The sequence below is a fragment of the Methanolobus profundi genome, from assembly GCF_900114835.1.
Taxonomy (GTDB): domain Archaea; phylum Halobacteriota; class Methanosarcinia; order Methanosarcinales; family Methanosarcinaceae; genus Methanolobus; species Methanolobus profundi.
Map to the genome: position 1 here is coordinate 78,508 of NZ_FOUJ01000005.1, position 18,176 is coordinate 96,683.

Annotated in this window: 18 protein-coding genes; 13 read left to right on the top strand and 5 right to left on the bottom strand. The window is 41.8% G+C overall.

Features of this window, described 5'->3' with window-relative positions; translation table 11 throughout:
* The first annotated feature begins 1 nt into the window (after window position 1).
* Both BM008_RS11525 and BM008_RS11530 read left to right on the top strand, forming a co-directional pair.
* Window positions 2-745 (top strand): GltB/FmdC/FwdC-like GXGXG domain-containing protein, encoded by a 744-nt coding sequence (locus tag BM008_RS11525; protein ID WP_091937144.1) that lies wholly within the window; start codon window positions 2-4, stop codon window positions 743-745.
* A gap of 5 nt (window positions 746-750) precedes the next feature.
* The gene (locus tag BM008_RS11530) at window positions 751-1,773 is read left to right on the top strand and encodes a Coenzyme F420 hydrogenase/dehydrogenase, beta subunit C-terminal domain (protein WP_091937432.1); all 1,023 of its coding nucleotides are present in this window, start codon (window positions 751-753) and stop codon (window positions 1,771-1,773) included.
* A 218-nt stretch (window positions 1,774-1,991) separates the two neighbouring features.
* Here the strand turns inward: BM008_RS11530 and BM008_RS11535 are convergent, their stop codons facing one another.
* The 5 genes from BM008_RS11535 to BM008_RS11555 form a co-directional block, all read right to left on the bottom strand.
* A complete protein-coding gene (locus BM008_RS11535) occupies window positions 1,992-2,495 on the bottom strand; it encodes a GNAT family N-acetyltransferase (RefSeq protein WP_091937146.1) in 504 nt (167 codons plus the stop codon).
* Between the two features lie 3 nt (window positions 2,496-2,498).
* On the bottom strand, window positions 2,499-3,827 hold the full coding sequence (glnA, locus tag BM008_RS11540) for a type I glutamate--ammonia ligase (RefSeq protein WP_091937148.1): 1,329 nt from the start codon (window positions 3,825-3,827) through the stop codon (window positions 2,499-2,501).
* Window positions 3,828-4,000: 173 nt separating this feature from the next.
* A complete protein-coding gene (locus BM008_RS11545; protein ID WP_091937150.1) occupies window positions 4,001-4,720 on the bottom strand; it encodes an NAD(P)-binding domain-containing protein in 720 nt (239 codons plus the stop codon).
* A 260-nt stretch (window positions 4,721-4,980) separates the two neighbouring features.
* Window positions 4,981-5,586 (bottom strand): hypothetical protein, encoded by a 606-nt coding sequence (locus BM008_RS11550; protein WP_091937152.1) that lies wholly within the window; start codon window positions 5,584-5,586, stop codon window positions 4,981-4,983.
* A gap of 115 nt (window positions 5,587-5,701) precedes the next feature.
* Window positions 5,702-6,481: a hypothetical protein gene (locus BM008_RS11555; RefSeq protein WP_091937155.1), complete on the bottom strand. Its 780-nt coding sequence runs from the start codon at window positions 6,479-6,481 to the stop codon at window positions 5,702-5,704.
* A 693-nt stretch (window positions 6,482-7,174) separates the two neighbouring features.
* Between BM008_RS11555 and BM008_RS11560 the strand changes: the two genes are divergently transcribed.
* From BM008_RS11560 to BM008_RS11605, 11 genes are all read left to right on the top strand, one after another.
* On the top strand, window positions 7,175-8,083 hold the full coding sequence (locus tag BM008_RS11560) for a hypothetical protein (RefSeq protein WP_091937157.1): 909 nt from the start codon (window positions 7,175-7,177) through the stop codon (window positions 8,081-8,083).
* A gap of 20 nt (window positions 8,084-8,103) precedes the next feature.
* Window positions 8,104-8,895: a DUF7343 domain-containing protein gene (locus BM008_RS11565; protein ID WP_091937159.1), complete on the top strand. Its 792-nt coding sequence runs from the start codon at window positions 8,104-8,106 to the stop codon at window positions 8,893-8,895.
* Between the two features lie 389 nt (window positions 8,896-9,284).
* A complete protein-coding gene (locus tag BM008_RS11570) occupies window positions 9,285-9,482 on the top strand; it encodes a hypothetical protein (RefSeq protein WP_091937161.1) in 198 nt (65 codons plus the stop codon).
* A gap of 199 nt (window positions 9,483-9,681) precedes the next feature.
* The gene (locus tag BM008_RS11575) at window positions 9,682-10,587 is read left to right on the top strand and encodes a hypothetical protein (protein ID WP_091937163.1); all 906 of its coding nucleotides are present in this window, start codon (window positions 9,682-9,684) and stop codon (window positions 10,585-10,587) included.
* A gap of 23 nt (window positions 10,588-10,610) precedes the next feature.
* Entirely contained in the window at window positions 10,611-11,501 is an 891-nt protein-coding gene (locus BM008_RS15125; RefSeq protein WP_245748023.1) for a DUF7343 domain-containing protein, read from the top strand.
* Between the two features lie 428 nt (window positions 11,502-11,929).
* The gene (locus tag BM008_RS14940) at window positions 11,930-12,097 is read left to right on the top strand and encodes a hypothetical protein (RefSeq protein ID WP_177188051.1); all 168 of its coding nucleotides are present in this window, start codon (window positions 11,930-11,932) and stop codon (window positions 12,095-12,097) included.
* A 105-nt stretch (window positions 12,098-12,202) separates the two neighbouring features.
* On the top strand, window positions 12,203-12,952 hold the full coding sequence (locus BM008_RS11585) for an ABC transporter ATP-binding protein (protein ID WP_091937165.1): 750 nt from the start codon (window positions 12,203-12,205) through the stop codon (window positions 12,950-12,952).
* 25 nt (window positions 12,953-12,977) lie between these two features.
* Complete coding sequence (locus BM008_RS11590) at window positions 12,978-14,321, top strand: COG1361 S-layer family protein (RefSeq protein WP_245748024.1); 1,344 nt, start codon at window positions 12,978-12,980, stop codon at window positions 14,319-14,321.
* A 2-nt stretch (window positions 14,322-14,323) separates the two neighbouring features.
* A complete protein-coding gene (locus BM008_RS11595; protein WP_091937166.1) occupies window positions 14,324-15,589 on the top strand; it encodes an ABC transporter permease in 1,266 nt (421 codons plus the stop codon).
* A gap of 151 nt (window positions 15,590-15,740) precedes the next feature.
* The gene (locus BM008_RS11600; protein ID WP_091937168.1) at window positions 15,741-16,787 is read left to right on the top strand and encodes a transglutaminase-like domain-containing protein; all 1,047 of its coding nucleotides are present in this window, start codon (window positions 15,741-15,743) and stop codon (window positions 16,785-16,787) included.
* Between the two features lie 138 nt (window positions 16,788-16,925).
* A complete protein-coding gene (locus tag BM008_RS11605) occupies window positions 16,926-18,041 on the top strand; it encodes a chymotrypsin family serine protease (RefSeq protein WP_091937170.1) in 1,116 nt (371 codons plus the stop codon).
* Window positions 18,042-18,176 lie beyond the last annotated feature (135 nt).

Consider the following 18,176-nt stretch of genomic DNA (forward strand, 5'->3'; position numbering starts at 1 on the left):
GATGGCAGAACCTTTGGTTATAGATGTAAAGGGTATGCACTATTCTCCATTGAACAAAATGATCCGCGAAGCAGTGGCTTCCGGTGTAAAGGAAATAGTGCTCAATAATGTCCTTGGACAGCGTTTCATTGGAAATGGAGTAAGAGGCGACGCAAAGATCACCATCAATGGTGTTCCTGGTGGAGACCTCGGAATGTTCATGAGCGGTCCTGAATGCGAAGTATTCGGAAATGCAGAACATGCTCCTGGAAACACAATGGACAGGGGATCACTGATAATCCACGGCAGTGCTGGAGATGCAGTTGCACACAGTATGCGTGGAGGAAAGGTCTTCGTAGAAGGTAACATCGGCTATCGTGGCGGGATCCACATGAAGGAGTATGAGGGCAAACGTCCTATACTTGCAATAGGCGGTACATCCCATGCGTTCCTTGGCGAGTATATGGCAGGCGGAATTATCCTTGTTCTGGGCATTGGTCATGAACCAGCAGTAGAGGACCGTGGTATCGGTAGTGGTATACACGGTGGCGAGATCGTCATAAGAGGCGATGTGGATGATAAGCTGCTTGGTGTCGGAGCCAAGAAGGTCGAGTTTACCGATGATGATCTGGTAAGGCTATCTCCTTTGATAGAAGAGTTCTGTGGTAGGTTCGATATAGATCCAACTCCCTTCTTAGACACGAACTATTCAAGAATTATCCCTGCAAGCGCCAGACCATTTGCAGGCAAATACACATGGGAGTGATCATAATGGCAGGTAAGAATTATCTTGATCTAAAAGCAGAGATCTGGGAAACAGATAAATGTGCAGCATGTGGTGCATGTGTAGCTGTATGCCCGGCAGATGCTATTTACTTTGAATTAGGTGAGGACTCCACTCATCCTCTCAACAGTGGCTACTGTAAGGATGTAAATGATGGAGTTCCTTGTGGTGCATGCTATGAAGTATGCCCAAGAAATGAAAAACCATCATCTGATGTTCTTGGAGAATACATTGAGATCGTAACTGCAAAAGCAGATATGAATGTTCCAAGAAAACAGAGCGGTGGTGCTGTGACAGCAATACTTACCAATGCTCTTGATGAGGGCATGATCGATGCAGTTGTTACTGTTGTGGAAGATCCATGGACACTCAGACCATCATCTGCTGTAATTACCTCTTCTGAAGTGCTTGTTCATCAGGCAGGAAGCCGTTACAACTGGTGGGTCCCACTTGTAGCATCACTTAAGGAAGCTGTCATGACACGCAAGTTCACCAACATAGCAGTTGTAGGTGTTCCATGTGTCACCCAGGCAATGAAACAGATGCGAACAAGTGATCTTGACCTTCTGCGTCCGTTCAGAAAGAACATCCGCCTTGTGGTTGGACTTTTCTGTACAGAGACATTTGACTACGAGAAACTTGTGCAGGACAAACTCATCACTGAGCGTCAGATCGATCCTCTTGACATCATCCACTTTGATGTAAAAGGTAAACTTGAGATCACATTAAAGGATGGAAGCATGACCGTCATCTCACTCAAAGATGTAGAGGATTGTGTACGTCCTGGATGTCATATCTGTACCGATCTCACAGCTCTGGATGCAGACGTATCAGCAGGTTCCATTGGAAGCGCAAAGGGATACACGACCCTTATCATACGCGACCCTGTCGGAAAACAGTTCGTCAACAGTGCAGTAAGCAATGGAAAGTTGTCAATTGAAAATGATGTGAATCTGGAATTGATCGAAAAGCTCTCTAAAAAGAAGCTTGAAAGAATGCCAGAGGAGTAAATAAAAACGAAATATCATATTTATGGACACGGTGCCTATCCACTTCCTCTATTCTTCCTAACCATGTAATAGGCATTCGTGTCCTGTCTTTTTTCAATCAAAGCGGTCTTTCTTCAGGAATTGGATCCTTCAGTTCATCCCGCTATGATAGTGATATTTGAGGAAGAGCCCTCTAATCCAGACTCTGATCATATATTATTGTTTTGCATAACAGTTAACTAAATTTTCTTTTTGTAATATATAGTATCAACGCCGTTTCCTCTATCATTAAGGACTATCGAGTATGCGTAATATCCCCTGTCTTCATAGAACTTAATTGCAGCAGGGTTACTTGACCAGGTGCAAAGATATATTTGTCTTATACCCTGTTCTGCCAGTAATTTCTCATACCTGATCGTAAGTTCTTTGCTAATTCCGTGACCTCTGTGATCGGGATGTGTGGCAAGGAAATTCACATAAGCAGTGTCCTTACCTTTCCAGTTCCTGGTGCATCCGATCATTCCTATAATTCCACAAAGAGGGTCAGATGAATCTGGTTCGCTTAACCTGGCAATAAGATAATTAGCTTCAGGTGTATCAAGATCTCTCTGCATCCTCTCAGAGATTCCTCCTCCCCTTTCACTCAGGGGAGGATAAAAATCTGTATCTACAAGTTCAATGAATCTCTTCACATGTAGATAGTCTGTTCCTTTAGCTTCTTTTATAGTGAACTCCGTACTCATGTCTCAAATGGTATTCAGATAACGCTGTATCTCCCAGTCATGTACCTGGGTCCTGTATGCATCCCACTCTGCCCTTGCAAGCCTCAGTATATTATCGTGGACATGTTCTCCAAGTGTATCTTTGAGGAGTTCATCGTTCTCCAGATGGTCAGCACTTTCACTGATGGTCGCTGGCAGTGTATCGATCCCACGTTCGATACGCTCCTTTTTGCTAAGGTCGAAGACATTGTAGTCCATTATCCTTCCCGGTTCTAGTCCGTTCTTTATTCCATCAAGTCCGGCAGCAAGTATCGCTGCGAAGGTTATGTATGGATTGCAGGATGGATCAGGACTTCTTAATTCCACTCTTGTGCTCTTTCCTCTTGCAGAAGGTATACGTATCAGAGAGCTTCGGTTTGCACCTGACCATGTGATGTAGACCGGAGCCTCATATCCTGGTATGAGTCGCTTATAGGAGTTAACCAGTGGATTTGAAATGCATGAAATAGCTTTGATGTGTTTTAATACACCGGCTATGAACTGTTTTGCAGTCTCACTTATTTCCATATCTGCTTCAGGATCATAGAATGCATTCTCCTCTCCTCTGGAAAGTGAAAGGTTAATGTGCATTCCGGAACCGTTCTCAACAGCAATGGGTTTTGGCATGAAGGTCGCATGCAGGCCGTAAAGCTTTGCAATGGTCCTTGTGACATATTTGAATGTCATGACATTATCTGCTGTTGCCAGTGCATCTCCGTATTTGAAATCGATCTCATGCTGTCCGAAAGCAACTTCATGGTGAGATGCCTCTATATCGAAATTAAGATCGGTTAATGTCAGGACGATATCTCTTCTGATGTCCTCTGCAAGGTCAGTGGGGGCGAACTCGAAGTATCTTCCGTAGTCATGTGGTGTTGTCGTGGCTTTACCATCTACCTTTTCGAAAAGGAAGAATTCCAGTTCAGGACCCACATTAAGTGTATATCCCATCTCTTCCGCTTCTTTCATGACCTTCTTAAGGACGTAACGTGGGTCCGCTTCGAACTGTCTTCCGTCCGGCATGTGTATGTCGCATATCAGTCTTGCAACACCACCTTTGTCCTTGCTCCATGGGAGTATCGCAAATGTTCTGATATCCGGTTTTAATACCATATCAGATTCATCGATCCTCACGAACCCTTCTATGGATGATCCGTCAAAGGATATTCCTGTTGTCAGGGCCTTTTCTATCTGTGTGACCGGGATCTCAACATCCTTGACCACTCCCTGTATATCCGTAAACTGCAAACGTATGAATTTTACGTTATTGGTTTCAATGGCTTTGATAACGTCTTCCTTATTGCATATTATCATTAGATCGCCTGCTATTCTTCCTCTATATTCTGCACAGAAAATGCAAAATTATTTTAGGCTATCTAAGTTCATGCAATTAAAGCTTGCTATAAAAATAAAGATAAATCATCAAAATGTCAATAACAAAAATTAGATCGATCAAAAAAGTATGAAATAAAAAATTAGGCCTGAGGTCAGATGAACTTGAGACTTACGTCTCTCATCTTATTCCTTGCAGCCACATTGATCAACAATGGTGTAAGGGATTCGACCATACCAGCAGTTTCCAGAGGTCCGATATCAAGTGGTCTCATGTTGGATATGTCCCTGACAAGACCGAAAACCAGTTCCTTGGAATGCATTGAGTTGCCGCAGACCCCTATGTCATAATCCAGTTCCATATCAAGATCCGCCAGCTTCTTAGCAGGAACTGTATGGAAAGCAGCAACAAGCTCTGTGCTCTCTGGTATCATTGTGAATATTTCCTGAGCTGCACTTCCCGCTTCAGGTATTGAGAAACAGAAATACTCGGTATTGAATTCCTCACTCTCGATAGGTGTTCTTGGATAGTTGCTGCCGGGACTGATGTAACATGAATTCTTTTCCATTGGAACAACTACACTGATAACTACTTTGTCACTGATCACCGGATATATCAGTTCCATAACAGGTGCGAGTTGATTGTACCTGATAGCAACAACTATTATCTCGGCTTTTTCGGCAGCTGTCCTGTTATCAGTACCTGTTATCACCGGTTTGTATCCATGTGTCTCAAGTACTTCGTTGTATTCTGCAGCTACAGCTTCGGCTTTATCAATATCTCGGGATCCGATGATGATCTCATGTTTCTGGCCCCATCGAAGTGCAAAGCCTTTGCCTATATTGCCTGTGCCTCCAAGTATTGCTATCTTCATGACATTTCTCCTGCTCTGTGAGGATGATTATGATAATCTATTGTATGTTAACGTTTTTGGTATTATATTCCGTCCGTGGCTGACGTTATATTTGACTGTGTTAATCATTGTCATGGTATAAAAAGTAACTCCTTTTATCTACTATGGCAATAAGGAGTATTTATCTGCTGCCAGTGAGCTGATAATATGTAAAAGAGAGGATGCGGACCAGTGTGCTCTGGCCCGCTTGACCGGAGGGGTCAATGTGAATGTCCAAAGGCTCAAAAGAGTCCTTTGATCATATTGATAAGACTGCTAAGGAGTCCTGTACTTTCTTCAGATGAACTTGTATCATCTGATACCTGGGTCGTGTCGTCATTGTCGGTGGTCCTGTCCATGGGAGCTTCACCGTTCGTAGTTCCATTTCCCTGGAAGTCGCCTTCATGTGGCTGCATATCTTCGCTGCCTTCCATCATGGTACCGTTCCCGTCCATTGGGCCCCGAGCTTCTCCTTCCATCTGGCCGTTCTGCATCATTGCTTCACGAACCTCTTCAGGTGCTTCTTCCATTGAACTTCTGAACTCTTCCATGATCGCTGTTATCTCATCTTCGTCGTCAGTATCTTCAAGTTCTGTTTTCCAGGTCTCCATCTGGTCGAGAAGACTGTCAACAGAATCAAGTACGTCCTCATCTTCAAGTTCTGACTGCAGGGAGGTCAGTGAATCTATATTGTTCTCGATCATTTCGAGTGTCATCTCTTTCATCTGGTCAGCATTCATTTCAGGCATATCCATGCCGCTATCATCCTCCAGGGCATAAACGCCTGGTATTGCAGTGCTGAACAGTATCATTAATAATGCGAATGATATCGTGATCTCTCTTCTCATAATATATCTCCTTAAAAATCGGTAAGCAAGGTTTTGTGAGATAGGATGTATCATCCTATCTCGTGGTTGGTGGTATTGGATAGTTTACAGAAACTCTCTGTTGCCTACTCTGTGTTCACTCTTCCCCGGATCCCTCACTCCCTGGTCTGTGCTCTCCTCTGTGTCCGCGTGGTTGAGGGTTGCTTTCTCTGTACTCTTCCAGTATCTCCTTGAGCTCATCAAGTGTTGTTACATTCTCGATGTCCTCAAGCAAAGTTTCAAGGTTGGTTATCTGCTCTTCGATGATCTCTTCTGTGATGTTCTCATCCTCTATCTCATCGATGTTCTCAAGCATCTCACTGAGCATTTCGATCTTCTTGTTGATAGATTCTGTTTCCCTTTCTACAAGGAATGCCATCTCTTCTTCATCTGAATCGAATACCATCTCCTCCATTTCAGGTCTGTCACCCTTCATGTCCGACATGGATCCTCTTGTTTCCTGCATGATCTCTTTGAGCTCATCCATTGTAGTTACATTCTCTATCTCATCAAGAAGTGCTTCAAGTTCAGATATTTCTTCTTCGATCGTTTCTTCTGTGATGTTCTCATCCTCTATCTCATCGATATTGTCAAGCATCTCCTGAAGCATTTCGATCCTATTATTGATAGACTCGGTTCCCTTTTCTATAAAGAATGCCAGTTCTTCTTCTTCTGAATCGAACTCCATTGCTTCTATGGTTCCGTCATCGCTCATTCCCGGGTCACCCTTTGGCCCATGCATCATCGGATGATCACCAAATTCTTTCGCATCTTCTGTGGTTCCTGCATCATCAGCAAGGGCACCGGGTGTCACAGCACCAAGTACCATTACTACTAATGAAAGACAGGCCAGAACTTTCATGAATCTGTGTTTCATTCATTTTCTCCATCATTATTTTCTCAGTCAGGTCACACTGGTATATTGGTCAGCGCTCTCTGACAATTCCAAGATTATCAGACTTTAATATAAGCATACTTAACAAAAAAAGATGATATTATGGCTTCAAATTAAAAAATAAAACTTCAATAAAGGTTTATTTGCTGATGAAATCTTTGAAATCCTTAAATGTGGTATTACAGTCTATCATACTCTTATTTTCATGTGACATTTATGGATTATCTCATACCTGATCTCCAAGGTCAAGTAATTCTGTACATGTTCATATGGTAGATCCCCGTATCAGTTATCTGTTCAATAAGGTACAGGTGGTATCGGTCCATACGTACTATGGAGTTCTCTGACATTGCGGTTCTGGCCGGTAAAAATATCACTTTGAATTTGCCTTATTTCTGTTTATATTAGACAATAAAGTTGATATCGTAGTTATTTAGAACTTTTATTTGCTTTTATACTTCTGTTAATCATTTTAATCATTAAAAAAGCTTCATAAAGTTTGAAAGCCATTTATATCTATTTTTTATTTGCCAGAAAAATGGCTTATCCCTAAGTATGTTTATATTTAAATCTCTCTTTTCTGGGTTTGTAATAAAAACGTAAGGTGCATGTAATATGTTCATTTTCAATAATATGTCAAGCTATATGGGAACACCCGGAGTGAGGTGATATATAATGAAAAAGCTACCACTTGTACTGATAGGGTTCCTTGTGGCGATCGTACTGATATCCGGTATGGCGGATCAGGTGAGGCATTCCGATGTCCATGGAAAACAACACGACATCCTGTCCCAGTACTCTAGCTATATAAGTGAGAAAGATATCTCAGATGACAAGCCTTCTCCAACACAGTCCGACCTCGATATCTCAAAGGATGAAAAGGTCTTTCTGAGCGAGAACATTGCAAAATCGACTGAGATGGTAGAGCGCCTGGAAGTTACAGTTGCTGCTCTTGAAAGAGATGGGAACGATGTACAGGAACTGGAACAGATGATAAATGATTACGCTTCACTTGTATCTGAGTCAAATGATTACCTTTCCAAAGCAGATGCTTCATCATCCAGTTCAGATGAGATAAAATACCTTGCAATGTCGAGGGACAAGATAATTCTGGCTGATAAGGAACTAAAGGATATATTCAACATAATCCATTCATATCTTCCAGGACCAGTAGAACTGTCAGAGGATCAGACCCTTACTCTTGAAGGTGATGGTATCGTGATACTTTCAGGTGACATTGATGTTGACCTTGGTCTGTCTGAAGGCAAGTTCTCGATAGTTGATTTTTCAGGTGACCTGATGGTCGACGCAGATCAGCTTTCAAGCTATGAAACAATGCCTGATCAAGTAGTAATTCCAGATTCTCAGGAGTCACCACACAATATGGTATCATATAATGATGCAAGTGGTAATGTGACAGTATCTGGTTCACTGATCACTGTAGCTGTAATGGGCAATGATCTGTCCCTCATTGTGGAGGGTACAGGTGAAGCTGAACTGTTCGGTAACGGTACCTATTCACTTGAGAATTCCAGTTCGCAAGAGGAAGGTATCTGGATCCCATCTATATTTGAAATGAAATGATGATCCGATGGTAATGTGGCATGAGACTGGCATATTATGCAGGTTGCGTTACTATTCTTCTATTTTTTCCATATATTGCTGCTGCTGAGGGCACTGCCACTGTCCATGGGGTCGCATATGAATGGAACACGTTCGAGCCACTCGATAACATTGTGATCGAGGTAAATTCTACTCCTATGCAATCTATGGTTGCAAAATATGGTATATATTCCTTTGACCTTCCAAATGGCACATATCTCATTACTGCCAGTTCTTATGAGGATGATCGTCTCTCATACTATGGAGATGAGGTTATCACTGTGTCCGATGAAGGTAACTATGTAGTTGATATGTTGCTTGTGCCTGTTTATCAGGATACTGTAAGTGATACTTCCGCTGTCCACCAGAATGATATCTCGTTCACCCATCTTTACATATTCTCATTTTCAGTTGTCCTTATTCTTTTGATCTCATTGATGCATGAATTTAGAAAAAGGCCCTCGGATACAGTTGAAGAAAAGGCAAATGATGGATGCCTTGTATCTTCTGCATCTGGGGTGACATCTGATGATATGCATGAAATGGGGTATCATCCTATTACTCCAGATGTTGCTTACGAAATGCAGTGTGAATTACTATTGTCCTCTGAGCAGCAGGAGATCATTGATATTATAAGGTCTCATGGAGGGACCATGACACAAAAGGACCTTCGTAAGTTATTGACCTATTCTGAAGGTAAGGTCAGTGTTATGCTACTTGGGCTTGAGAATTGTGGTATGATAAGGAAGACCAGAAAAGGTCGGAGCAATATTATTTTTCTTCTAGATGAGTGACATCTACCTCCGGTTGCGAGTTATTTTCATGCTGTATATTTTAAACCGGATAATACGGTATATTTTTAGATATATTAAGTTTTAATGCCTTTAATAAGTTTTAAAGATTAATATGTGCTCTTTTTTAGGAATTATGTCTAATATAAAGCTTCATTCATCGTTTTAGTCTATTCTTTATCTATTTTTCTGTAAGTATCCTTTTATTTGAAATAGCGAATTAGTGAATTGCCCGTCGGTCATACTGCTCTGACGGGTACCACCCCACTTAGGTGGCACCTAAACCCCCAACCACATCCAGCCTAAGGTGCCACCACTGTACCAACAACCCCCTCTCGCTTAAGGGATGCCCAACCTATCCTGGGCATCTCTTGATCGATACAGGTGAGAATATGGAAAATATAAGGGATTCTTTAAAACAATTCATTGATTCAAGACTTCAGGAAGCGATCCGGTCTCAGGCACTATGTCCCAGTAACTTATATGTTGCATCAGGTCTTGTCAGGAAACTCGACCCGGGGCAAATTGAGCAGTTATCAGAAGCTTCTGGAAATAAATTGTTATGTTCTAAAACTGATTTTAAATGGTAATTGGTCCAATTTGTCCTATGGGCAGTGACCAATACGGTGAAATTAGCATTGAATAACTCTTCTCATCATTATCAGAGGCATGAATTTATATATTATTTGATATCATTAAATCAAAGAAAACGTTTAAGATACATTAATATCTGTTAATCTGTCTTGAACCTGATATATTTATCATGTATCTATTCAGATGTGATCGTCAATGAAAAGTATGCCTCTTATATTATTGATCTTCCTCATGCTGCTTGTTGTTATTTCCGGCATGGTGGGTTCTGAGGATATGCCCCAATATCCTGATGAAAGGGATAAGCATAATGATATTTTTCCTCATCTTGATACAAGAGGCCCACATGAAGGGCAGATCCTTGTAATTCCAATAGTATCCGGTCCATCTGCGGATGTGGATACTTTCCTTGAAAATAATATAGAAGAGTCAGAAGAGATAGTGTTACGTCTTGCCGATGTTATAGCTCGCCTGAATGAGGAAGGTAAGGATGTTTCTGAACTTGAACAGAAGGCTTCAAATTACTCTGCTCTCGTTGCTGAGGCAAGGGACTACATAACAATGGCTGAAAGTTCCTCTTCGGAAGCAGACAGGCAGAAATACCTTGAACTCTCAAGGGAAAGTATTATTCGTGCAAACGATGAGCTAAAGCCAATATTCGGTATCATAAAGGCACATCTTCCCGGGCCAGTTCCTATTGGTGACAATGATGTTCTGGTAGCTCAAGGAAGTGGTATTGCTATATTGTCTGGCGACCTTGATGCCAGTATTTTCATTTCAACAGGCAAGTTCTCTGCAGTTGACTTTTCAGGAGACCTTCTGATAGATATGGAATATGAATTTGATCAGGAAGCTATGCCTGACAGAGCTCCCAGTGGAACTCTTATTAAGCCCCAAAATACGTATTCATATGTAGGGGTCACAGGTAATGTATCCTTGTCCGGTTCAGCATTCTCTATTGCAGTCATGGCTGAAGATATGGAAATATCAGTGTCCGGTACAGGTGAGGCTGAACTGATCGGAAATGGGACCTACTATTTAGATGGTGTTTCTTCCGATGGAAACGAAAATGTCTGGGCAGGGCCAATATTTGATAATAACTGATATAATGGACCAGGTTGTGTGAAATGAAACTAATATCCATCATTGTTCCTATTGCCATGATCCTGATGTTCTCAGGAGTTGCAGCGGCAGATATTGCAACTGTACATGGCGTAGCCTATGAATGGAGTACGTTCGAACCACTGGACAATGCAATTGTAGCAGTGAACTCTACCCCCGCACAATCAATGGTAGCAAAATACGGTGTTTATTCCTTTGAATTGCCCAATGGCACATATCAGATAACTGCAAGTTATTATGAGGATGATCAGCTTACGTATTATGCAGATGACCTTATCACTGTCTCGGATGAAGGCAGCTATGTTCTGGATATTTTACTCTTGCCTTCGTATTCCAGTTCCGTTAATACAACGGCTACAACTACATCAGAGGATGTTACATCCTCTACAACAGAGGACCGTAATCCATTAATTATCGGTGCATTGCTGGTTGTTGTCGTTCTTCTTGCTATTCTTGCACTTCAGATGAAGCAAAGGCCACAAGCTCCTGCTGCTTCCAGGAAGGCAAAACCAATGTCCCATCCACCGGTGACACCAGAAGTTACAGAAAAGCTTCCTGCTACTTCAAAGGAAGAGCCTCAGGATGAGTCAGTAATAGAGGAGGTTCTCGATGAGGTATCTGAACCCCTTGTTCCTGTTGCAGAGCCTATTACAAAGGAAGAACCTGCCCCTGCTCCGGTACCTTCAGATGAACCGGTGCCTGCTGATCTTCAGGAGATCCTTGACATCCTTAAGTCGCAGGGTGGAAGGATGACCCAGAAGGACATGCGTAAACGTCTCAAATACTCCGAGGGAAAAGTAAGCCTGATGCTGCTTGATCTTGAGAAGAGGGGCAAGATACAGAAGTTCAAGAAGGGTCGTGGGAATGTTCTGTTCCTTGTGGAACCTGATGAATGATCCTTTATTATTGATCTCTATTTTTCGAAGTTTAACAGAGTAATTATTTGTCAATAGGAGCAACTATCTTTTTATTTGGATATTATTTATGGACTTTTATTTTTAAGATATCTCTGCTATTAATTAGATAATAAGCTTTTAAGATACTTATGTGGTATTTTATAACTATTTAAGTCTCTATAAAGCTTTATTTTTTAATTGTGGCTTATTTTATGCCTTTTCATAATAAGTATCCTTTTATTTAAAACTACGAATTAGGGAATTGCCTGTCGGCACTACTGCTCTGACAGGTACCACCCAATTGGTGGCACCAACCCCCAACCACATCCAGCCCGGTGTCACCAATGTACCAACAACCAACCCTTCGTATAAGGGACACCTGTTTCCTATCCACCAGGTGTCTCTTATCCGAAACAGGAGGAGAAAAAATGACAGATATTAACGATACAAAGAAGAAATATGTTGGAACACTGGTTCGCAGCATGCAAAGGACGTCTGAAAGCAGATCAGGTTCGATCTCCATTGTTTCAGCTCTGGAAGGAAAATTGAGTCCTGAACAGATGAACCGTCTGTCACACATATCCCGACTGGGTTGATGTTGTTAGATGAGTTATTCATAGGCGCAATAAGCCAGTATATATATAATACCGGCCTATAAAAAACGAATTCAAATTATCCGGGGAATATCATTGAGGTGAATTATGGACGAGAATCACACTAATGTAGAACAGGAACTTGCAGGGGACGGACCTGACACTCTCATGCGTCTGACCGACGTATGGAAGATATACAAAATGGGAGATGTCGAGTTTGCAGCATTGAAGGGCGTTGACCTGGAGATCCTCCATGGCGAGTTCGTAGTAATACTTGGACCCAGTGGAAGTGGCAAGAGTACAATGATGAACCTTCTTGGATGTCTTGACATACCAAGCAAAGGTGTTGTAGAACTGAACAACAGGGACATCGCTCAGATGAAGGAATCAGAGCTTGCCCAGATAAGAGGTCAATTAATTGGTTTCATTTTTCAGACATTCAATCTGCTACCGACACTGAACACAATAGAAAACGTAATGCTTCCTCTTGAATTTCAGGAAGCTGATCCCGATCATTCATGGAAGAGAGCAGAACAACTACTCGATATAGTCTCTCTCGGTGATAAAAAATACAATCTTCCTTCACAATTGTCTGGTGGACAGAGGCAAAGAGTTGCGATCGCAAGATCTTTGGCAGTTGATCCCAAGGTCATCCTTGCGGACGAACCAACAGGTAATCTGGACAGTGAAACAGGAAATTACATTCTTGAATTCTTAAGTAACCTTCACCAAAAGGAAGGTAAAACTATCATAATGATCACCCACGATCCGGAACTAACCAAATATGCAGATCGTGTGGTTCATATCAAAGATGGAATGGTCGATAATATAGAGATAATAAAGCGTGAAGCAATGTGATAATATGAGAAAATTATTGATATTAATGTTAATACTACTGCTGCCAATAACCAATGCAGCAGCAGGCTTGAATGCAGGTGCATCAGGGGTGAATGTGGATCTGATGACCCAGAGTCCGTATCCTGCAAGGCCTGGTGAGACCGTAGAATTAACTCTCAGTCTCCAGAACGAAGGAAGCAATGACCTCTCTGATGTCGTTGTAAGTATAGATGCTGATTATCCTTTCAGTCAGGTCTCCGGACAGTCACTGACAAAGACGATATCCTACATGGAAGCTCGTCAGGATGAGGAAGATGCAACAACTGTAAAATTCAAGTTAAAAGTAGATTCTGATGTTTCAGATGGAACTTATGACATAGATGTTATTGTAAAGGACAGTGAGTCTGACTCTAGCTCCGTAACAACCCTTGAAGTTGAAGTACAGGGTAAGGAATATGCTCAGATCGTCACAATAAGTGATTCCAGCATTGATGTTGCAACTGTAGAACCTCTTGAGTTTGTCATAACCAATACAGGTTCATCACCACTACAGAACATGGCGGTCTCATGGGAAGAATCAACCGGTACGATCTTACCTGTATATTCCTCTAACACCAAGTACATAACTTCTCTGGATGTCGATGAATCAGTCGCAGTAGTATACTCTGTAATGGCTGATGTAGATGCAGATCCCGGATTATATCAACTTGATATCACACTTGAGTTCCAGGATTATAATTCCAACACAACTTTGATAGAAACCAAAGCTGGAATGTTTGTTGGAGGAACCACTGACTTTGATCTGAGCTACTCAGAAAGTGACGAAGGAGAGGTTTCTCTGTCCCTTGCGAATGTAGGTAATAATGAGGCTTACTCTGTGAAAGTATCAATACCTGAACAGGACAATTTTGAAGCTACAGGAAGTACCTCTACGATCGTCGGTAACCTTGAGAAGGGCGATTACACTATCACATCATTCTCAATAAGCCAGACAAGTTCAATGCCATCAATGGATGAAGGTTCATCTGGTACAGCAGATGCAGAGCCTTCCGAGATGACAGAAGAGGACATGGAAGCCATGCAGGAAGAAATGGAAGCAAAGACCGAACTTCTTGTCAACATTGAATACACAGACTCTGCAGGTCAGAGACACACCGTGGAAAAGGCTGTTCAGATCGAGGAATTGACTGGTGGCACAATGGGAGACATGTCCGGCGGACCAGGTCAGAGCTCATCATCTAACAGCTATCTGTTGTACGGTGCAGTTGCACTTGTAGTCGTAGTTGTAGGACTCAATTACAGAAAGAAGAAGATGATCAAAGAAGGCAACTATGTTCCACTTAACGTTGAGCTAAGAAATCTCAAGGCTAAAATATTGAAGAAGGACTAAAAATGAGACGAAGCACCTATATTAAGCTCGCTACTAACATCCTGGTCCACAGTAAGATCAGAAGCTGGCTCACTATAATAGGTATCGTCATCGGTGTTGGATCAGTTGTCACCATTATGGCACTAAGTGACAGTATGTCTGCTGATATGGAAGAACAATTTGCTGATATGGACCTTACATTGATCCAGGTAACTCCTGGTTATTCCCATGCATCAATGGGAGGGCCAGGAGGAGGAGGAGGTCCGCCAGGCTCAGGTGGATCCTCAAGTTCTTCTTCATCCTCTGATGACGATGATCCTGAGTTGACCAAAAAGGACATACAGGCCCTAAAAGCGGTTGACAATATAGATTACATCTATGGACAGATATCCGGCAGTGATCTGGAAGTGTATTTCATGGGTGAGACTGCGGATCTTTCAGTGACAGGAGTTGACCCACAGGTCTGGCAGTACACAGTAACCTATGAACTGGAATCCGGCAGATTGCTGGATGCCTCTGACACTAACGTTGTGGTTATAGGTTATGGTATAGCTCACGATATGTTTGATGATGAAGTAGGCCTGAACCGTGTGTTGACCATCGAAGGCAAATCATACAGGGTAGTAGGTATACTGGCAGAGGACGAAAGTGACAACGCGATCATCATGCCGATAGATTCAGCAGTCGAGATCGTAGAAGACGCAGAAGATGATGTTTACGATACCATTGTCGTAAAGGCATCGGATACCGACTATGTTGAAACGGTCGTTGAAGATGTCGAAGAACGTCTGATGTTATCCAGAGGTATCATGGACGAAGATGACAGGGACTTCTCTGTTTCAGATTCACTTTCACAGGCAGAATCTGCCAGTGAGATGATGGAATCCATGACAATATTCCTGGGAGCCATAGCAGGAGTTTCACTTCTTGTGGGTTCTGTGGGTATTGCAAATACGATGCTTACATCAGTAATGGAGAAAACCAAGGAGATCGGTACGATGAAGGCTATCGGTGCTAAGAACGGAGATATTCTCATGATATTCCTGTTCAACTCGGCACTTGTGGGCTTTGTAGGAGGCGTGCTTGGTATATTGCTAAGTCTTGCATTGACGTCGTTGATGCCGTATCTGGGAATTTCCATGACACGTTCATCCATGGGTATGACCGTTGCTCCATCTCTGATGGTGATGGGTATTGCCATTGCGGTGTTCATAGGAGTGCTGTCAGGTATCATCCCGGCATACAATGCTTCAAAGATGAGACCAGTGGATGCATTGAGATACGAATAAAGAACGAACGAAATTCCTCTCCTGAAAGGAATTGGCAGGTTTCATGTGAAGCTGTGGGAGTGCTTCATATGATCCCTTTATCTTTAGAATAAGTGGGTGGAAGATGATCAATTGAATAGAGGATCGTATAGAATAAATAAGGTGAAATGCGATGACAAAATTGGTACTGTCTACTATAATGGCATTGATACTGATGTTCTCGGCATATACAGTGGCCGATGGGAATGATGATGCGAATATATCTTTTTCTTCCTCTCTGATCGAGGATGGTGTTTCAGGTAACATGAGAGCAAAAGCTCAGCAGATGGCCTTTACAGCCAGCCAGCAATTCCTGAGTTCCAATATGGCCCAGAGATTAGGCTTTGGTCAGGGTCAAATGCAGAATGCTCAGAACATGCAGACACCACAAGTCCTACAACAGAACGATATGCAGAATATGAGACAACAGGGACAGCAGGGAGAAATGAATACAGCTCCTTCAAATTTGCCTGCCCAGAATGTTCCCATTGGGCCTGTCCCAAGGATGCAACAGGAAATGACTGACAGGGAAGAACTGAGAGATTTCCTTAAAGAGAACACTTTCTCTGTAACAGATATCTCTGAATTCCAGGAATATGTAACTCCATACGCAGATGCGGTTCAGGATTATCTTGATGATGAGGACCTTGATGATGAAGATGAGATATACGAGGCTGCAGTCGAATGGATATGGGTATCTGATATAACCCTGATCGGCAAGCAGGAAGAATGGCTGACCCCGACCGAGTTCCTTGAGGAAACCCCGGATTACGATTCAAACCCGGTTCCTGGTGAGATCGTAAGTGACTGTGAGGATCAGGCCAATACTCTGGCATCACTGCTTATAGGCTCCGGTGAATATGACGAGAGCGATGTAAGGGTTGCCATAGGTATTGTGAACTTCGATGGCAGCGCCGGTGGACATGCATGGGTAGAGGTCTATGAGGATGATGAATGGTTCCCTGTGGATGCTACAGTTGGTCCTTACTACGACGATGACGAGGAAGAAGTGATCTATCCTGATGACTATGAGGATATAGACTTTGATTATTTCCTGGATGAGGATTACTCAGTGGTCGAAGTATGGTACTATTACAACAATGAATATTTCATTGATGCAAGCTCAGGAACAGGAGATGCTCCGGATAACTGGGACGATGTACCGTCCAGTTATAACTGAGTATTTTCTTCTTTTTTTATTTTATTAAATAATTCTTCTGGATGTTAGTTATTTTTATATGGTTGTATATCTTTTTTAGACTGGGTATAAACGCATGTGTGTTAAAGTAAGTAAACTTTAGCATGTGGAGTGAATAAAATGAAAGAAATTTTCAAAATATTCCTTAGTATGCTTGTTGTATCAATCATGCTCATAGGAACTGTGGGAGCTGAATCTACTGATTCAGATAAATATGAGTTGTTTGAAGGCGAATACTACTTACCAGACTATGGTCCGGATTCATTTGAATTACTAAATCAAGATTCAAATATTATTGCAACTTGGGGAACTGTACCTGAAATTACAGACGATAAAGAAAAAGTTGATTGGTTAGCCACTATCCGACCTTGCATCAATAATTCTAAAGAAGATCTTCTACCTTATATGAAATCACATGGTGGGCCTCTTCTCGGTTTTGGAACTAACTATGAGGGATATATTTTTGTAGAATTCGATGAGGAATCTATTGATTTAGTAGACAAATCTGTCATGAATGATATATACGACACGATTACTAAAAATGCAAAAGAAATTGGCTTGTATGATGTTCCAATTGTATATAGAACAAATAAAGAAGCCACTCTTGACTCACGAACCGTTTATTCAGGTGATTTAGTTGGAGGAATTGCACTAAAACATAGAAGTACAGATGATAATCTATGGTATTCTTCAACACTATCCTTTGCTGCAGAAGACAGCAACGGTAACGAAGGATTTGTGATGACTGCACATTCAGTCGATGACGCTGGAGGTATTGGTGCATTCATTGCACAGTATTACACCAACGTACAAGTCGGAGAAGTTACTTATTATGACCCCTACTTTGCAGATGCTGCTTGGGTAGAAGCAACTAATATCAATGTTGCAGATGACATATATTATGCGGACACCGACGTACTAAAAGATGTAACTGGTTATGGAGATACTAGCCAAGGAGCAAAGGTATACATCTCAGGCATTACGTCTGAAACAAACTATGGATACGTAACAGATGATTATATTACTCAATATAACCCGTACTTTGATCAGGATCTTTATTATCAGTTCTCTGCTGATTATGAGGCTGATGGGGGCGATAGTGGTGCACCCATATTCCAAAAGACACTAGGAGGAGTTAAAATTGTAGGTGTACATTGGGGACATCAAGGAACAGCTACATACTTTTCCCCTATAAGCGGAGTGATTGCAGATTTAGGTATAACTCCCTTATATTAAACAGATATTTTAAAGTAATGACAAATTAGTGATCTCTAATTTGTCAGCTTTCTTTTTTTAAATATATAATTGTTCAGTAAAAACTCACTACTACATGGGAAATAGCACCATCATTAATCAAGAATAATAAAGCAT

Excerpts from the sequence above, each read along its gene's own strand:
- BM008_RS11585 (WP_091937165.1), top strand. The coding sequence starts at position 12,203 with ATGGACGAGAATCACACTAATGTAGAACAGGAACTTGCAGGGGACGGA.
- BM008_RS11605 (WP_091937170.1), top strand. The coding sequence starts at position 16,926 with ATGAAAGAAATTTTCAAAATATTCCTTAGTATGCTTGTTGTATCAATC.
- BM008_RS14940 (WP_177188051.1), top strand. The coding sequence starts at position 11,930 with ATGACAGATATTAACGATACAAAGAAGAAATATGTTGGAACACTGGTT.
- BM008_RS11545 (WP_091937150.1), bottom strand. The coding sequence starts at position 4,720 with ATGAAGATAGCAATACTTGGAGGCACAGGCAATATAGGCAAAGGCTTT.
- BM008_RS11530 (WP_091937432.1), top strand. The coding sequence starts at position 751 with ATGGCAGGTAAGAATTATCTTGATCTAAAAGCAGAGATCTGGGAAACA.
- BM008_RS11535 (WP_091937146.1), bottom strand. The coding sequence starts at position 2,495 with ATGAGTACGGAGTTCACTATAAAAGAAGCTAAAGGAACAGACTATCTA.
- BM008_RS15125 (WP_245748023.1), top strand. The coding sequence starts at position 10,611 with ATGAAACTAATATCCATCATTGTTCCTATTGCCATGATCCTGATGTTC.
- glnA (WP_091937148.1), bottom strand. The coding sequence starts at position 3,827 with ATGATAATATGCAATAAGGAAGACGTTATCAAAGCCATTGAAACCAAT.
- BM008_RS11595 (WP_091937166.1), top strand. The coding sequence starts at position 14,324 with ATGAGACGAAGCACCTATATTAAGCTCGCTACTAACATCCTGGTCCAC.
- BM008_RS11525 (WP_091937144.1), top strand. The coding sequence starts at position 2 with ATGGCAGAACCTTTGGTTATAGATGTAAAGGGTATGCACTATTCTCCA.
- BM008_RS11600 (WP_091937168.1), top strand. The coding sequence starts at position 15,741 with ATGACAAAATTGGTACTGTCTACTATAATGGCATTGATACTGATGTTC.
- BM008_RS11575 (WP_091937163.1), top strand. The coding sequence starts at position 9,682 with ATGAAAAGTATGCCTCTTATATTATTGATCTTCCTCATGCTGCTTGTT.
- BM008_RS11550 (WP_091937152.1), bottom strand. The coding sequence starts at position 5,586 with ATGAGAAGAGAGATCACGATATCATTCGCATTATTAATGATACTGTTC.
- BM008_RS11555 (WP_091937155.1), bottom strand. The coding sequence starts at position 6,481 with ATGAAACACAGATTCATGAAAGTTCTGGCCTGTCTTTCATTAGTAGTA.
- BM008_RS11565 (WP_091937159.1), top strand. The coding sequence starts at position 8,104 with ATGAGACTGGCATATTATGCAGGTTGCGTTACTATTCTTCTATTTTTT.
- BM008_RS11560 (WP_091937157.1), top strand. The coding sequence starts at position 7,175 with ATGAAAAAGCTACCACTTGTACTGATAGGGTTCCTTGTGGCGATCGTA.
- BM008_RS11570 (WP_091937161.1), top strand. The coding sequence starts at position 9,285 with ATGGAAAATATAAGGGATTCTTTAAAACAATTCATTGATTCAAGACTT.
- BM008_RS11590 (WP_245748024.1), top strand. The coding sequence starts at position 12,978 with ATGTTAATACTACTGCTGCCAATAACCAATGCAGCAGCAGGCTTGAAT.